A 14,335-nucleotide genomic window follows, 5' to 3' on the forward strand; every position below is an offset into this window, starting at 1 on the left:
CGGCAAAACAAGCGCCAATTTTGTCGGCAGCTGTGCCAGACGTTAGACATCATGAGGGTAGCGGTGACCATCGAAATTTCGAACCAACTATCAGAGGTGCTAAGCGTCATTGAGCGCCATCTGGAATCAACGTTGCTGGCCGTGCATTTGTACGGCTCCGCAGTGGATGGCGGCCTGAAGCCATACAGCGATATTGATTTGTTGGTTACTGTGGCCGTAAAGCTTGATGAAACGACGCGGCGAGCATTGCTCAATGACCTTATGGAGGCTTCGGCTTTCCCTGGCGAGAGCGAGACGCTCCGCGCTATAGAAGTCACCCTTGTCGTGCATGACGACATCATCCCGTGGCGTTATCCGGCTAAGCGCGAGCTGCAATTTGGAGAATGGCAGCGCAATGACATTCTTGCGGGTATCTTCGAGCCAGCCATGATCGACATTGATCTAGCTATCCTGCTTACAAAAGCAAGAGAACATAGCGTTGCCTTGGTAGGTCCGGCAGCGGAGGAATTCTTTGACCCGGTTCCTGAACAGGATCTATTCGAGGCGCTGAGGGAAACCTTGAAGCTATGGAACTCGCAGCCCGACTGGGCCGGCGATGAGCGAAATGTAGTGCTTACGTTGTCCCGCATTTGGTACAGCGCAATAACCGGCAAAATCGCGCCGAAGGATGTCGCTGCCGACTGGGCAATAAAACGCCTACCTGCCCAGTATCAGCCCGTCTTACTTGAAGCTAAGCAAGCTTATCTGGGACAAAAAGAAGATCACTTGGCCTCACGCGCAGATCACTTGGAAGAATTTATTCGCTTTGTGAAAGGCGAGATCATCAAGTCAGTTGGTAAATGATGTCTAACAATTCGTTCAAGCCGACCGCGCTACGCGCGGCGGCTTAACTCCGGCGTTAGATGCACTAAGCACATAATTGCTCACAGCCAAACTATCAGGTCAAGTCTGCTTTTATTATTTTTAAGCGTGCATAATAAGCCCTACACAAATTGGGAGATACATCATGAAAGGCTGGCTTTTTCTTGTTATCGCAATAGTTGGCGAAGTAATCGCAACATCCGCATTAAAATCTAGCGAGGGCTTTACTAAGCTTGCCCCTTCCGCCGTTGTCATAATCGGTTATGGCATCGCATTTTATTTTCTTTCTCTGGTTCTGAAATCCATCCCTGTCGGTGTTGCTTATGCAGTCTGGTCGGGACTCGGCGTCGTCATAATTACAGCCATTGCCTGGTTGCTTCATGGGCAAAAGCTTGATGCGTGGGGCTTTGTAGGTATGGGGCTCATAATTGCTGCCTTTTTGCTCGCCCGATCCCCATCGTGGAAGTCGCTGCGGAGGCCGACGCCATGGTGACGGTGTTCGGCATTCTGAATCTCACCGAGGACTCCTTCTTCGATGAGAGCCGGCGGCTAGACCCCGCCGGCGCTGTCACCGCGGCGATCGAAATGCTGCGAGTCGGATCAGACGTCGTGGATGTCGGACCGGCCGCCAGCCATCCGGACGCGAGGCCTGTATCGCCGGCCGATGAGATCAGACGTATTGCGCCGCTCTTAGACGCCCTGTCCGATCAGATGCACCGTGTTTCAATCGACAGCTTCCAACCGGAAACCCAGCGCTATGCGCTCAAGCGCGGCGTGGGCTACCTGAACGATATCCAAGGATTTCCTGACCCTGCGCTCTATCCCGATATTGCTGAGGCGGACTGCAGGCTGGTGGTTATGCACTCAGCGCAGCGGGATGGCATCGCCACCCGCACCGGTCACCTTCGACCCGAAGACGCGCTCGACGAGATTGTGCGGTTCTTCGAGGCGCGGGTTTCCGCCTTGCGACGGAGCGGGGTCGCTGCCGACCGGCTCATCCTCGATCCGGGGATGGGATTTTTCTTGAGCCCCGCACCGGAAACATCGCTGCACGTGCTGTCGAACCTTCAAAAGCTGAAGTCGGCGTTGGGGCTTCCGCTATTGGTCTCGGTGTCGCGGAAATCCTTCTTGGGCGCCACCGTTGGCCTTCCTGTAAAGGATCTGGGTCCAGCGAGCCTTGCGGCGGAACTTCACGCGATCGGCAATGGCGCTGACTACGTCCGCACCCACGCGCCTGGAGATCTGCGAAGCGCAATCACCTTCTCGGAAACCCTCGCGAAATTTCGCAGTCGCGACGCCAGAGACCGAGGGTTAGATCATGCCTAGCATTCACCTTCCGGCCGCCCGCTAGCGGACCCTGGTCAGGTTCCGCGAAGGTGGGCGCAGACATGCTGGGCTCGTCAGGATCAAACTGCACTATGAGGCGGCGGTTCATACCGCGCCAGGGGAGCGAATGGACAGCGAGGAGCCTCCGAACGTTCGGGTCGCCTGCTCGGGTGATATCGACGAGGTTGTGCGGCTGATGCACGACGCTGCGGCGTGGATGTCCGCCAAGGGAACGCCCGCCTGGGACGTCGCGCGGATCGACCGGACATTCGCGGAGACCTTCGTCCTGAGATCCGAGCTCCTAGTCGCGAGTTGCAGCGACGGCATCGTCGGCTGTTGCACCTTGTCGGCCGAGGATCCCGAGTTCTGGCCCGACGCCCTCAAGGGGGAGGCCGCATATCTGCACAAGCTCGCGGTGCGACGGACACATGCGGGCCGGGGTGTCAGCTCCGCGCTGATCGAGGCTTGCCGCCATGCCGCGCGAACGCAGGGGTGCGCCAAGCTGCGGCTCGACTGCCACCCGAACCTGCGTGGCCTATACGAGCGGCTCGGATTCACCCACGTCGACACTTTCAATCCCGGCTGGGATCCAACCTTCATCGCAGAACGCCTAGAACTCGAAATCTAACGTCCGTTCGGGCATCGAGGTCCATGTCGGGGTGGGACGGGCCCGTGGCTTCAAGATCACTTGCAGTCCGACCGCGATGTCTTGGTTGCGCGAGAGGTTGTCGATATCCTCCACTTCCATCATCAACCCTGGATAATGCCGCCGCCGTCATCGCCGCCGACGCCCGTGCCGGGCTTTTCGGGCCTGTCAGGCTTGCTCGGCCTTCAGCCTGCCTGGGCGAGATCTCCGGCGGACGGATTAACGGCGGAGCTTCGCCGCCTTTCGTGCGTGTGAAGGCCGAAGATAGTTCTCTCAAAAACATCCGTTTATGAGAGATACCAAAGCCGACAGTCTGCTGTGGCTTACGCCGTTATGTGGCGGGGTTCTGTCGATGCTCCGTGGCGGCCCATAAGTGTCATCCCCGGTTGACATTCATCAGCATGTCAACGTACGTTGACGCCTAGGTGTTGCAGGGCAGGACGTTGATGACGGTGCCGCGGCTCGTGCAAAGGATGTGCGATGTCGAGGGAGCGTCAGTAGGATGAGGAGCATGGCGTGCCCCGAATCAGACACTCAGGGGGCTTACGGTCACACCGTCAGCCCCCAGACCTCTTGAGTCCTTAACCCGCTGCCTGCGCCTGTGCGCTGAGCGGGCTCTAGGTCAAATCCCTGGGCGCTGGCCGTGGTGACGAGACGTTCCCTCTTTTCGTTCTCGTTCCTCGGAGTCCTCCATGCCCTTCGCCCTCTACCTGCTTGCCCTGGCAGTCTTCGCCATGGGCACATCTGAGTTCATGCTCGCTGGCCTCGTGCCAGACATCGCCGCCAGCGTCGGTGTCTCTGTCGGCACAGCTGGGTTACTCACCTCTGCCTTTGCGGTCGGGATGATCCTCGGTGCGCCCGCGATGGCAGCTCTCACCCGTCGGTGGCCCGCCCGGACCACTTTGCTCGGATGCGTGGTGATCTTCGCCGCCTGCCACATCGTTGCCGCCACTGCCGAGACCTTCTCCGTGCTGTTCGCAACCCGTGTGGTGGCTGCGGTCGCCAACGCGGGGTTCCTGGCCGTTGCCCTCAGCACCGCGACCCGCCTCGTGGACCCCAGCCGGAAGGGGCGCGCTCTTGCCATCCTCCTCTCGGGCACCACGATCGCCATGGTCGCGGGTGTTCCCGCAGGGGCTCTACTTGGTACGGCGCTGGGATGGCGGGCCACGTTCTGGGCGATTGCTTTCTTGTGCGTTCCTGCTGCAATCGGCATTCTCGCCGGGATCCGTCCACAGCCGAGAGACACGCAGGACAGCGCCAACGCTGGCCCGTCTCTCGCCTTCGAGTTGGCGCAGCTTGGCGTGCCCCGTCTATTCACAGGGATGCTGCTCGCTGCGCTAGTCAATGGCGGGACGTTCGCCGCGTTCACATTCCTCGCCCCGGTCGTGACCGGGACAGCGGGTCTGGGCCAGGTGTGGATATCGGTGGCTCTTGTGCTGTTCGGAATCGGGTCCTTCATGGGAGTCAGCATTGCCGGGCGACTTTCTGACCAGCACCCGCGAATGGTCCTCGTTGTGGCCGCGCCGCTCCTGTTGGTCGGGTGGCTGTTGCTCGCGGTGCTCGCTGGGTACTCCGTGACGTTGCTCGTCCTGGTGTTCCTGCTGGGAATGCTGGCATTCGCTGTGGGAAGCACCTTGATCGCTCGAGTGCTCTACGCAGCGTCGGAAGCGCCCACTATGGGTGGTTCCTACGCGACCGCCGCTCTCAACATCGGGGCCGCTGCTGGTCCGGCACTCGGAGCGATAACGCTCGAGAGCTCGAGCAACCTCGGGCCCGTGTGGGCAGCGACCGCGCTAACCGCTCTCGCACTCCTCGTCATGCTGCCCACGCTGCGCATAATCGCCCCGCAGGTACGGGATGTGGGGGCCGCTAAGTGACGCACGCCAATGCTCCGCTGAGCTTGGAAGGTCGACGCCGACTCGTGAATCGGTGCCTGACCCGTCCGATCACGCACGTTGCTGCCGAGATGGGCGTATCACGCGCGTGCGCTTCGAAGTGGGTTAACCGGTGGAGACGGCATGGCGAAGCCGGGCTCCAAGACCGTGCCTCGACGCCCCACCACAGCCGTACCGCGACAGCAGCCTGTGTCATCCAAAGGATCGAGTTCTGGCGGCGAGAGCATAAGTGGTCTGCCCAGCGCATCACCTACGAGCTCGCCGAGCTGGACGTCAGGATCAACCGGCGTACCGTCAGCCGACACCTGAGCCGGCTCGGCCTTGGTCGACGCCGATTCATCGACCCTGGCGGCGATATCAATCGCAAGCCTGGGAAGATCACCGCTCGCTGGCCCGGCCATATGGTGCACCTCGACGTGAAGAAGGTCGGCCGAATCCCTGACGGCGGCGGCTGGCACATTCACGGACGCAACAGCGACCAGGCTAGGACTGCTGGTCGCGCGAAGTCAGCTGGGGCGAAGCGGGGTTACACGTACCTGCACTCCGCCATCGACGGATTCTCCCGACTCTCGTACACCGAGCCGCTGACCGACGAGAAGGGAACCACCGCGGCAGCGTTCCTCGCCCGAGCTAAGGCCTGGTTCGCCGCGCACGGGATCTCGCACATCCACCGCATCATCACCGACAACGGTGCGTGCTACCGCTCGGGCGACTTTGCTCGGATCGTAGGCAACCGCACGCGCCACCAGAAGACCAGGCCCTACACGCCGCGACACAACGGGAAGGTAGAGCGCTACCAAAGAATCCTGGCCGAAGAGCTGCTGTACGCCCGAGAGTTCGAGAGCGAAGAAGCCCGCGACACCGCGATCGGAATCTGGAATATCCACTACAACTACCACCGCCCCCACAGCGGAGCGGGCGGACATCCCCCAGCATCTCGGCTCCGTGCTGGCGTCACCAACGTCCTGCCCTCCTACACCTAGGCGCGAAGGAGAGCGGTTGAGATGGGTAAGCAGGAGATGAGCGCATTGGTGATCCAGGCGGGCGACGATGACCCGCTGCGGGCGCTGGCCGCGGTGGCCGAGCTGCATCGCGAGGTCAATCGCGCGGAGGCGGTTATTGTGCGGCGGGCGAGGATGAGTGGTGCGTCGTGGGCGCAGATCGCTCGTCTGCTGGGCGTGAGTCGGCAGGCGGTCCACAAGAAGTACGGCGGAACAAGGTTCAGCCGTGACTGACAGCGAGACTGCCGCACCGCCCAAGGCGGGACTGCGTGAGTTGTTTTCTTACCTGCGGGAGCACCGCGGCGTGCTGGTGATCGTGCTGGTCATCTCGTTGGTGGGTGCCGGGCTGAACCTAGCGCAGCCGGTGATGGTCAACCAGGTCATCACCGCCGTGGGAGAGGGACGAGCACTCACCGGTGCGGTCGCGGTGCTGGTCGGCCTCGTCGTGGGCGCGGGCCTGTCTGCCGTCGGGCGAACCGTGCTGATCGTGGCCCACCGGCTGGCCACCGTGGCCGATGCCGACCAGATCATCGTCCTCGACGCCGGCCGCGTCACCGCCACCGGCACCCACACCGAACTCCTGAACAGCAGTCACCTCTACCGCGACCTCGCACGTCATCAACTCCTCGCCGGCGCGACCGGCGCATCCCAATAACGATCGTTTCTGGGCGGGCTCGCCAGCCGGCGGGGAGAGGTGCCGGCGGGCCGGAAATCCTGTGACCTTCGCCGGTAAATGGCGGTGTTCTGTCGATGCTCCGTGGCGGCTTTAGTTGGTGGTACCGATGACAAGCGTGGTCTGGCCGTCCGTGGTCGAGAGTCCTGCCGCCGATGCGAGGGCGGCAGTGTCATCGTCAGCAGCTGAGGTGTCCTCGTCGACGTAGCCAGATCTCCAGGGGAATGGTCGTCAGTGGCGGTACCGCGGCGATGATCGAGAGAGCTGTGACCCGCCATGGCCACCGCAGGGTGATGGCGGTGATGAGCGCTATGGCGAGGTAGATGAGGAACATGCCGCCGTGCAGGGCGCCGAAGATGCTGACACCGACGTCGGTTGTGCCCGTCACGTACTTGAGGAACATCCCCGCGAGCAGACCAGCCCAGGTGAAGGCTTCGAGAAAGGCCGCGACGATGGAGACTCTTGCCACAAGCGGAAGTCCATAACGCTGCTGGGTGCTTGCGCTCATTGGTTCGCCTCGTTGCTCGGGAGTTCGTCTGCGTCCGCGACGGAGCGGGCGAGGTGCTCTGCCAGCGCGGCGCGCAGCTGGTGGGGTAGTGGGATCGCGCCGACGGATTCGCTGAGCCAAAGACCGTCGGCAGCGAGGTAGGCGACCATCTTCTGCAGTGCCCGAGGGTCGGTCGGGTCGATGCTGGCGGGGTCGGGGACCCAGCGAGTGATGACTCGTTTCCACGGCTTGCTGAGCTCGCTGTCGGTGCTCGCTTCGAGCATAAGCAGTAACTCCGCGCCGGTGGCGCCGCGGGCGCTGACTCGGGCATAGGCGGCGAGTCGCTCATCCTGCGATGCCTCATCCGGGTCCTTGCCCAGTGCGTGGATCATCTCCTCGTCCCAGTGCTGGGCTTGATGTTCGTGCAGCGCGAGCATCATGGCGTCCTTCGAGGGGAAGTGGTAGAGCAGCCCGCCTTTGGTGAGTCCGGAGGCGGCGGCGACGGATTCGTACGTGATCGCCGTGACGCCGTCGGTCTCGACAACGCTGAGGGCGGCCTTGAGGATCGTGTCCCGTTTACTGGTCCGCATGGGCGGTCCTTTCTCGGTCAGTGCTCGGAGTGCAGCTGTGACTGGGTGCCAGGCAGGTACCGGCGCAGAAGCACTCCGGTGATGACTGCGCCCACCGCGAGAACGACTGCGACGACCAGCATCACAACGAGGTAGGCGGAGTCGAAAGCCGTCGCCGCCGCCTGGAGGATCTCTGCGTCACCCTGCGCAGCAGCCTGTGCCTCAGCGATGCTGTTGCCAGCCGCGTCCGGGGCGCCGTCGGGTAGAACGACGCGTGCGCCGTAGATAGCCGTGAGCAGGCTCCCGAGCACGGACACTGCAATGAGGCTGCCGAACTCGTAGGAGACTTCTTCGATCGAGGCGGCCATGCCTGCTCGGCGCACCGGCACGTTCCCGATAATCGCGGTGGAGGCGACCGCCAAGGCGGCTCCGATACCAGCTCCGGTCAACAGCAGTCCGAGGATCAGCACGCCGAAGGACGACTGGAATCCGATGACCGTCACCACGACGCCGCCGGTGGCGAAGGCGAGACCGCCGGTGATGAGCGCGAGCAGTCCGGTGCGGTGCAGGAACGCGCCCCCCAGGAGCGCTGTCGGCAACGTGCCCACGGCGATCGCGGCGACCAAGAGCCCAGCTTCCAGCGGGCTGAATCCGGCGACCTGCTGGAATCGCTGCGTGGTGACGAGCTGGATGCCCCCGATCGCGAACATCGCGAACGACGCGGCCAGCACTCCGGCAGTGAACGCCGGGTTGCCGAAGATGGAGAACTCCAACAGAGGTTGCTCCATACCTCGCTGACGGCGCACGAACAGCCAGAACCCGATGGCAGCAACGAGCAGCGCAACAATGATGGTCGTTGCCGAGGGCGGCGCGTGGCCGATCTCTTTGATGGCCATCACCGTTCCGACAAGCCCGATCATCACCAAGATCGAGGAGATGGCATCCCATCGCTTCGAGGGATCCGGGTCGTTGGCCGGGCGGATCAGCCAGGTAGCGACCAGCGCCAGCACCACAACGGGCACGTTGATCAAGAACACCGAGCCCCACCAGAAGAACTCAAGGAGTGTGCCGCCAATAATCGGGCCGAGGGCGAACCCGATGACCGACATACTTCCCCAGACCGCGATGGCGATATTGCGCTCACGCTCGACCGTGAAAGTGGTGCGGATCAGCGCCAGGGTGGCCGGCATCATCGCTGCCGCACCGACAGCGAGCACAGCACGCGCAGCGATCAGGACCTCGGGTGACGGAGCGAACGCTGCCAGCAGGGAAGCCAGTCCGAAGATCACCAGACCGACAACAAACATCCGCGTGTGGCCGATGCGATCCCCCAGGGTTCCGCTGCCCAGCAACAGCCCCGCCATCACCAGGGGGTAGGCATTGATGATCCAGAGGTTCTGTGTGTTCGAAGCCTGCAGTTCCTCAGTCAGCGTCGGCAGGGCCGTGTAGAGAATCGAGTTATCCAAGGTGATCAGCAGCAGACCTGCTCCAACCGTCACCAGCAGCGACCAGCGTCGCCTCTTCGTCATCGCGGACATGCGCGTCTTCCCCTCGTCGTGAACGACATAACTGTACCGGATGGATGGTGTAGTTAAGTCGACGGAGGGAGAGACTCACGGCGCGCGCTATGCATGGCGTGCGGGCGGCGAAGCTTGGAAGGTTTTAGAGCGAAGGCGCGGCACTTCGATGCAGGCAAAACCGGACGAGCTGGTGCCTCAGTTGGGTACAGGTTTATGAGACTTTCAGCGGGTGGTCGGCCTCAGGTTCGCTTCCTGCGTGAACGCGCTCTCGGGATTGTCTTGCGAAGTCGTCTCGACGGAAAGTGCCTCAAGGCGGTGACTTCCAGGACTTTCTGCACCATGCTGGGGGTATGAGGCTTCTGGGATATACGCGGGTGAGCACGGCGACGCAGGACGCGCAGCTGCAAGTCGATGCGCTGGTGGAGGGCGGGGTGCAGAAGCGGGACGTGTTCTCCGATGTGACCTCGGGTAGCCGGACCGCGATCGAGCGACCGGGGATGAAACGTCTGCTGGACTACGCCGAGGACGGCGACACGGTGGTGGTGTGGCGCATCGACCGGCTGGGCCGGTCCCTGCTCGACGTCCTGAATACGGTCACGCTGCTGCGCGGCCAGGGCGTGAAGATCAGATCGGTCTCGGACGGGATCGACCCGGAGACGACATCGGGCCGGATGATGCTGGGCATGCTCGCGACCTTGGCCGAGTATGAGCGCGAGCTGATCACCGAACGCGTCAATGCGGGGATCGCCGCGGCGAAGCAGAACGGCACCCGCTTCGGCCGACCCCCGGTCGACCCGGCCGTGATCGCGGAGAAGCTCGAAATCGCGGGCGATGCCCGCGCGAAGGGCCGCACCGCCGAGGACGCCGCCCGACTCGTCGGCTGGTCCCGGGCGACGCTCTATCGCCATCGGCAGGCGGCCCGTGCCCGCGAGGCCGTCGCCGAGCAGGTGTGAGGTGGACGGGCCGGCGCGGTGGCGCATCCTGCGGCTGCACGTCGAGGACGGTATCCCGCTGAGCGCCCTGGCCCGGGAGACCGGGATCAGCCTGCGCACCCTGGAGCGCTGGCACGCCCGCTACCGTGCCGACGGGTACGCGGGCCTGGAGACAGGCCAGCGCTCGGACGCCGGCGCCCACCATCTGCCCAGGGAGCTCGTGCGGTTGATCGAGGGCCTGGCGCTCAGCAAGCCCCGGCCCGCGATCGCCACGATCCACCGCAAGGTCACCGACATCTGCGGTACCCGAGGGTGGCCGGTGCCTTCCTACGGGGTGGTCCGCTCGATCGCGGGTGCCCTCGATCCGGGCATGGTCACCCTAGCCCTGGAGGGCGCGGCGTCCTACCGGGACAAGCACGAACTGGTGCTGCGCCGGCACGCCGAACAACCGAATGCGATGTGGCAAAGTGACCACACGCTGCTCGACATTCTCGTGGTGGGCACCGACGGCAAACCAGTCCGCCCCTGGCTGACGACGATCCTCGATGACTGCTCCCGCGCGATCTGCGGCTACACCGTCTTCCTGGGTGCGCCGTCCGCGATGAACACCGCCCTGGCGCTGCGGCAGGCTATCTGGCACAAGAGCGACCCCGCGTGGCCGATGTGCGGGCTGCCGGACGTGCTCTATGTCGACCACGGCAGTGACTTCATCAGCCGCCACCTCGCCGGCACCGCTGTTGACCTGCACATCCGGCTGATCCACTCCACCGTCGCCCGTCCCCAGGGCCGGGGCAAGATCGAGCGGTTCTTCGGCACCGTCAACACCGAGCTTCTCGCTGACCTGCCCGGCCACATCACCGAGGGCCATCCCGCGCCGACGCCGAAGCTGTCCCTGGCCGAGCTCGACAGCGCGGTGGAGGGGTTCGTGGCCACCTACAACGACCGGACCCACAGCGAGCTCGGTGCCTCGCCGCGCACCGCGTGGATCGCCGAGGGCTGGCTGCCGCGCATGCCCGAGAGCCTGGAAGACCTCGACGGGCTGCTGCTCACGGTCGCCCAGTCCCGGGTGGTGCGCCGTGATGGCATCCGCTTCCAGGGGCTGCGCTACGTCTCCCCGACGCTGGCCGGCTACGTCGGACGGCCGGTGGTGATCCGCTACGACCCGCGCGATATCACTGAGATCCGCGTGTTCGACCACGACGAGTTCCTGTGCAAGGCCGTCAACCAGGACCATCACGACGAGAAGATCAGTCTCAAGGAGATCCAGGCTGCCCGCAACGCGCGCCGTCGCGCCCTGCGCCAAGGCATCAATGAACGCATTGCCGTCGTAGCCGCGCACACCACTGAGACGCCATCGACAGCCGAGCCGCCAGCCCCAGCACCGAAGCGGAAGCTGAAAGTCTACAAGGAGGACTTGAGGTGAGCCAGCGCTTCATCGTGACCAAAGAGCACCGCCGCTTCACCGAGTTCGCCGACGCTGTCCGCCGCGGCCACACCATCGGTCTGTGCTTCGGACCGGCCGGGGTGGGCAAGACACTCTCCGCGCGCCGCTACGCCCACTGGGAGAAGGCCTATGACCTGCTGACCTATTGGGGTCCGCGCGCCGACAGCGACGCCAAGATCTACGCCGCCCTCGCTCGGAGTCGTACCGTGCTCTACACCCCCAGCGTGCTCACCACCCCACGGGTGCTGAAGGATGAACTCGACCAGGCGATCACCCGCACCAATATCTGCATCGAGCAGCATCTGGAGGCAGTCGGTCAGATCACCCCGCAGACGTGGGGCCGACGGCACGGCAGGAACCACGTGCAGCTGGTCATCGTCGATGAGTCCGAACGGCTCCGCCCCACCGCGCTGGAGCTGCTGCGCGATCGCTACGACCGCGACAACATCGCCTTGATCCTGATCGGCATGCCCGGCCTGGAGAAGCAGTTCAGCCACTACCCGCAGTTCTACAGTCGTGTCGGCTTCGCCCACCAATACCGGCCCCTGGGCACGGACGAGCTGCTGTTCGTCCTCCAGCGCCACTGGCGCTCCCTGGGCAAGACCCTCGACCCCGAGGACTTCACCGACGCGCAAGCCATCGCTTCCATCACCCGCATCACCCGCGGGAACTTCCGACTGCTGGAGCGGCTCTTCCCGCAGATCGAGCGCGTCCTGAAGATCAACGAGCTCGACACCATCACCAACGACGTCATCGAAGCCGCCGCCAGCACCCTCGTCATCGGCACCACCTGAACAAAGACCGCCACTGAGCATCGACAGAACACCGCCATTTAACAGCGAAAGTCACACGCATCCCGGACGGCTCGACTACGGTCACGGCAGCGCACTTTTCTCGAAGGGTGCGATAAGGGTGATCAGAACGTGCCCTCCGGCCGCGCCGCGCGCGCGCCGGCCCCAGCTCGACTCGATGAGGAGTCCTCCGTGACCACTGCCCCCGCACCCCGTCCCCGCCGCCGCAGCGTGCTCGGCGCCGCCCTCGCCGCCTCTCCCCTCGCGCTGCTCGCGACCGGCACCGCCCCCGCGCTCGCCGCCGGCGACGCCGACAGCGGCGACTCCGGCAGCGGGGACGCCGACCCGCTGCCCACCTTCACCCCCGGCGAGCCCTGGCTCGACACCGACGGGAAGGTCATCCAGGCCCACGGCGGGCAGGTGGTCCCCAGCTCCGATGCGCAGGGGCCGCTCTACTACTGGTACGGCGAGGACCGCAGCAACGGCTACGGCTCCTCCCCCGGTGTGCACGTCTACTCCTCACGCGACCTCTACTCCTGGCAGGACGAGGGCCTCGCCCTGCGCGCTCTGGCCACCGCCGAGGAGATCGACACGGATCCGTACTTCACCGCGCTCTACGGCGAGTACACGGAGGAGCAGAAGGCGGCCGTGATCCGCGACCTGCTCACCGTCCCGGACCCCGCCTCCGACGCCCCCGCGGCGATCCTCGAGCGCCCCAAGGTGCTGCACAACAAGGCCAAGGGCACCTGGGTGATGTGGGTGCATGCCGACGGGCCCTCGGCCACCTCCGACGCCCAGTACGCGAAGGCGAACGCCGGGGTGGCCGTCTCCGACTCCCCCACCGGGCCGTTCCGCTGGATCGACAGCTACCGCCTGCACCACGCCCCCGAGGGCCAGCCGAACTGGCAGCCCGACAACCCCGGCATGGCCCGCGACATGACCCTCTTCCTCGACGACGACGGCACCGCCTACATCATCTACTCGAGCGAGGAGAACTACTCCCTGTTCATCTCCCGGCTCGACGAAGACTTCACCCAGCTCGCGACCCCCGCCGACCAGGCCGTCCAGGGCGTGGACTTCACCCGCCCCTACATCGGGGCGCACCGCGAGGCGCCCGCCCTGTTCAAGCGGGAGGGCACCTACTACCTGATCACCTCCGGCGCGACGGGCTGGGACCCCAATCCCGCCCAGTACGCGACCGCCGCCGAGATCCTCGGCGAGTGGACCGACCACGGCAATCCCGTCAGCGGGGACGGTGCCGCGGACACCTTCCGCTCCCAGTCCACGAACGTCATCCCCGTCGATCCCGAGCGCGGCACCTACATCTACATGGGCGACCGCTGGACCCCCTCGGACCTCGCGAACGCGCCCTACGTGTGGCTGCCGCTGCGGTTCGGCGAGGGGACGGAGATGTCGCTGGTGTGGGAGGACTCCTGGCGCTGGGAGGATCAGCCCGCCCAGCCCGTGTACACCGTCGAGGTCGCCCTTCCCGAGGCGGTGGGGCTCGAGGAGACCTCGGCCCTGCCCCGCACCGCGACCCTCCGCCTCGGCGACGGCAGCACTTCGCAGCGCGAGGTGACCTGGGAGGCGGAGCTGGACCGGCCCGGGCTGGTGCCGGTCCTGGGGGCCCTCTCCGGTGAGGAGGGGCTGACGCTGCGCCGGCAGGTGCTCGTGGTCCCGCGGCACATGGTCCACCTGGTCAGCGCCGGCGGCGCCGAGACCGACGACTATCTCGCGCTGCGCGAGCATGCGCGGGGCATGCGCCTGCAGGGCTCCGTCGCGGACCAGCCCTACGGCGCCGACCCGACGACCGGCGTGCGCTGGGGCTACGAGGGTCGGTCGAAGGCGGCCGGGAGCGAGACCGGCTCGATGGACCGCTCGCTGCGCTACGCGACCGACCACGACGACCTCACCTACCGCTTCTCCGACCTGGTCGCCGGCACGTACACCGTGCACGTCGGCTACTACGACCCCTGGCCCTGGGCGAACCGCGCCGCGGAGGTGAGAGTGAACGGCAGCGTCGTCGAGCAGGAGCGGCTGTTCACCGGCGAGGTCGAGGCGGCGGCCTACGGCGGCGTCGACGTGGGGCGGGAGGGGGAGATCGCGCTGACGCTGCACCCGACCCGTTCGCCGGACATCCAGGTCAGCTGGGTCGCGCTCGTGCGGGAGTGAGCGGCGACGCCGGGCGGT

Annotated in this window: 14 protein-coding genes and 1 pseudogene; 12 read left to right on the top strand and 3 right to left on the bottom strand. The window is 64.9% G+C overall.

What is annotated here, in order from left to right:
- Positions 1 to 51: 51 nt before the first annotated feature.
- The 8 genes and pseudogenes from D1648_RS16260 to D1648_RS18545 all read left to right on the top strand — a co-directional run bounded on the left by D1648_RS16260 (position 52) and on the right by D1648_RS18545 (position 6,384).
- Positions 52 to 890 (top strand): annotated as a pseudogene (locus tag D1648_RS16260) (AadA family aminoglycoside 3''-O-nucleotidyltransferase).
- Between the two features lie 116 nt (positions 891 to 1,006).
- The gene (locus D1648_RS16265; RefSeq protein ID WP_000679427.1) at positions 1,007 to 1,354 is read left to right on the top strand and encodes a quaternary ammonium compound efflux SMR transporter QacE delta 1; all 348 of its coding nucleotides are present in this window, start codon (positions 1,007 to 1,009) and stop codon (positions 1,352 to 1,354) included.
- Complete coding sequence (sul1, locus tag D1648_RS16270; RefSeq protein ID WP_000259031.1) at positions 1,348 to 2,187, top strand: sulfonamide-resistant dihydropteroate synthase Sul1; 840 nt, start codon at positions 1,348 to 1,350, stop codon at positions 2,185 to 2,187. The genes D1648_RS16265 and sul1 overlap by 7 nt, the downstream gene beginning before the upstream one ends.
- A 127-nt stretch (positions 2,188 to 2,314) precedes the next feature.
- On the top strand, positions 2,315 to 2,815 hold the full coding sequence (locus D1648_RS16280) for a GNAT family N-acetyltransferase (RefSeq protein ID WP_000376623.1): 501 nt from the start codon (positions 2,315 to 2,317) through the stop codon (positions 2,813 to 2,815).
- Positions 2,816 to 3,525: 710 nt separating this feature from the next.
- Positions 3,526 to 4,710, top strand: coding sequence for a Cmx/CmrA family chloramphenicol efflux MFS transporter (locus tag D1648_RS16285; RefSeq protein WP_122943652.1), 1,185 nt, complete (start codon positions 3,526 to 3,528; stop codon positions 4,708 to 4,710).
- Positions 4,707 to 5,711, top strand: a complete 1,005-nt coding sequence (locus D1648_RS16290) for an IS481 family transposase (RefSeq protein ID WP_122943653.1) — start codon at positions 4,707 to 4,709, stop codon at positions 5,709 to 5,711. Before D1648_RS16285 ends, D1648_RS16290 begins: the two co-directional genes overlap by 4 nt.
- Before the next feature lie 21 nt (positions 5,712 to 5,732).
- The gene (locus D1648_RS16295) at positions 5,733 to 5,963 is read left to right on the top strand and encodes a helix-turn-helix domain-containing protein (protein WP_122943654.1); all 231 of its coding nucleotides are present in this window, start codon (positions 5,733 to 5,735) and stop codon (positions 5,961 to 5,963) included.
- A complete protein-coding gene (locus D1648_RS18545) occupies positions 5,956 to 6,384 on the top strand; it encodes a hypothetical protein (protein ID WP_206424830.1) in 429 nt (142 codons plus the stop codon). The genes D1648_RS16295 and D1648_RS18545 overlap by 8 nt, the downstream gene beginning before the upstream one ends.
- A 196-nt stretch (positions 6,385 to 6,580) precedes the next feature.
- Here the strand turns inward: D1648_RS18545 and D1648_RS16305 are convergent, their stop codons facing one another.
- Genes D1648_RS16305 through D1648_RS16315 form a run of 3 tightly spaced genes read right to left on the bottom strand, consistent with a single transcriptional unit; the run spans position 6,581 to position 8,996 of the window.
- Positions 6,581 to 6,910, bottom strand: a complete 330-nt coding sequence (locus D1648_RS16305) for a DUF3817 domain-containing protein (protein WP_042329407.1) — start codon at positions 6,908 to 6,910, stop codon at positions 6,581 to 6,583.
- A complete protein-coding gene (locus D1648_RS16310; RefSeq protein WP_122943655.1) occupies positions 6,907 to 7,479 on the bottom strand; it encodes a TetR/AcrR family transcriptional regulator in 573 nt (190 codons plus the stop codon). Before D1648_RS16310 ends, D1648_RS16305 begins: the two co-directional genes overlap by 4 nt.
- A gap of 17 nt (positions 7,480 to 7,496) precedes the next feature.
- Positions 7,497 to 8,996, bottom strand: coding sequence for an MFS transporter (locus D1648_RS16315; protein ID WP_122943656.1), 1,500 nt, complete (start codon positions 8,994 to 8,996; stop codon positions 7,497 to 7,499).
- A 332-nt stretch (positions 8,997 to 9,328) separates the two neighbouring features.
- Between D1648_RS16315 and D1648_RS16320 the strand changes: the two genes are divergently transcribed.
- From D1648_RS16320 to D1648_RS16335, 4 genes are all read left to right on the top strand, one after another.
- A complete protein-coding gene (locus tag D1648_RS16320; RefSeq protein WP_017836496.1) occupies positions 9,329 to 9,931 on the top strand; it encodes a recombinase family protein in 603 nt (200 codons plus the stop codon).
- Position 9,932: 1 nt separating this feature from the next.
- The gene (locus D1648_RS16325) at positions 9,933 to 11,333 is read left to right on the top strand and encodes a Mu transposase C-terminal domain-containing protein (RefSeq protein WP_017836497.1); all 1,401 of its coding nucleotides are present in this window, start codon (positions 9,933 to 9,935) and stop codon (positions 11,331 to 11,333) included.
- Complete coding sequence (locus D1648_RS16330) at positions 11,330 to 12,148, top strand: AAA family ATPase (protein ID WP_017836498.1); 819 nt, start codon at positions 11,330 to 11,332, stop codon at positions 12,146 to 12,148. The genes D1648_RS16325 and D1648_RS16330 overlap by 4 nt, the downstream gene beginning before the upstream one ends.
- Before the next feature lie 189 nt (positions 12,149 to 12,337).
- The gene (locus D1648_RS16335; RefSeq protein ID WP_122943657.1) at positions 12,338 to 14,317 is read left to right on the top strand and encodes a glycoside hydrolase family 43 protein; all 1,980 of its coding nucleotides are present in this window, start codon (positions 12,338 to 12,340) and stop codon (positions 14,315 to 14,317) included.
- Positions 14,318 to 14,335 lie beyond the last annotated feature (18 nt).

Origin of the sequence: Brachybacterium sp. EE-P12 (assembly GCF_003711805.1) — a bacterium.
Classification (GTDB): Bacteria; Actinomycetota; Actinomycetes; order Actinomycetales; family Dermabacteraceae; genus Brachybacterium.

Excerpts from the sequence above, each read along its gene's own strand:
- D1648_RS16265 (WP_000679427.1), top strand. The coding sequence starts at position 1,007 with ATGAAAGGCTGGCTTTTTCTTGTTATCGCAATAGTTGGCGAAGTAATC.
- D1648_RS16285 (WP_122943652.1), top strand. The coding sequence starts at position 3,526 with ATGCCCTTCGCCCTCTACCTGCTTGCCCTGGCAGTCTTCGCCATGGGC.
- D1648_RS16315 (WP_122943656.1), bottom strand. The coding sequence starts at position 8,996 with ATGTCCGCGATGACGAAGAGGCGACGCTGGTCGCTGCTGGTGACGGTT.
- D1648_RS16280 (WP_000376623.1), top strand. The coding sequence starts at position 2,315 with ATGGACAGCGAGGAGCCTCCGAACGTTCGGGTCGCCTGCTCGGGTGAT.
- D1648_RS16320 (WP_017836496.1), top strand. The coding sequence starts at position 9,329 with ATGAGGCTTCTGGGATATACGCGGGTGAGCACGGCGACGCAGGACGCG.
- D1648_RS16310 (WP_122943655.1), bottom strand. The coding sequence starts at position 7,479 with ATGCGGACCAGTAAACGGGACACGATCCTCAAGGCCGCCCTCAGCGTT.
- D1648_RS16305 (WP_042329407.1), bottom strand. The coding sequence starts at position 6,910 with ATGAGCGCAAGCACCCAGCAGCGTTATGGACTTCCGCTTGTGGCAAGA.
- D1648_RS16295 (WP_122943654.1), top strand. The coding sequence starts at position 5,733 with ATGGGTAAGCAGGAGATGAGCGCATTGGTGATCCAGGCGGGCGACGAT.
- sul1 (WP_000259031.1), top strand. The coding sequence starts at position 1,348 with ATGGTGACGGTGTTCGGCATTCTGAATCTCACCGAGGACTCCTTCTTC.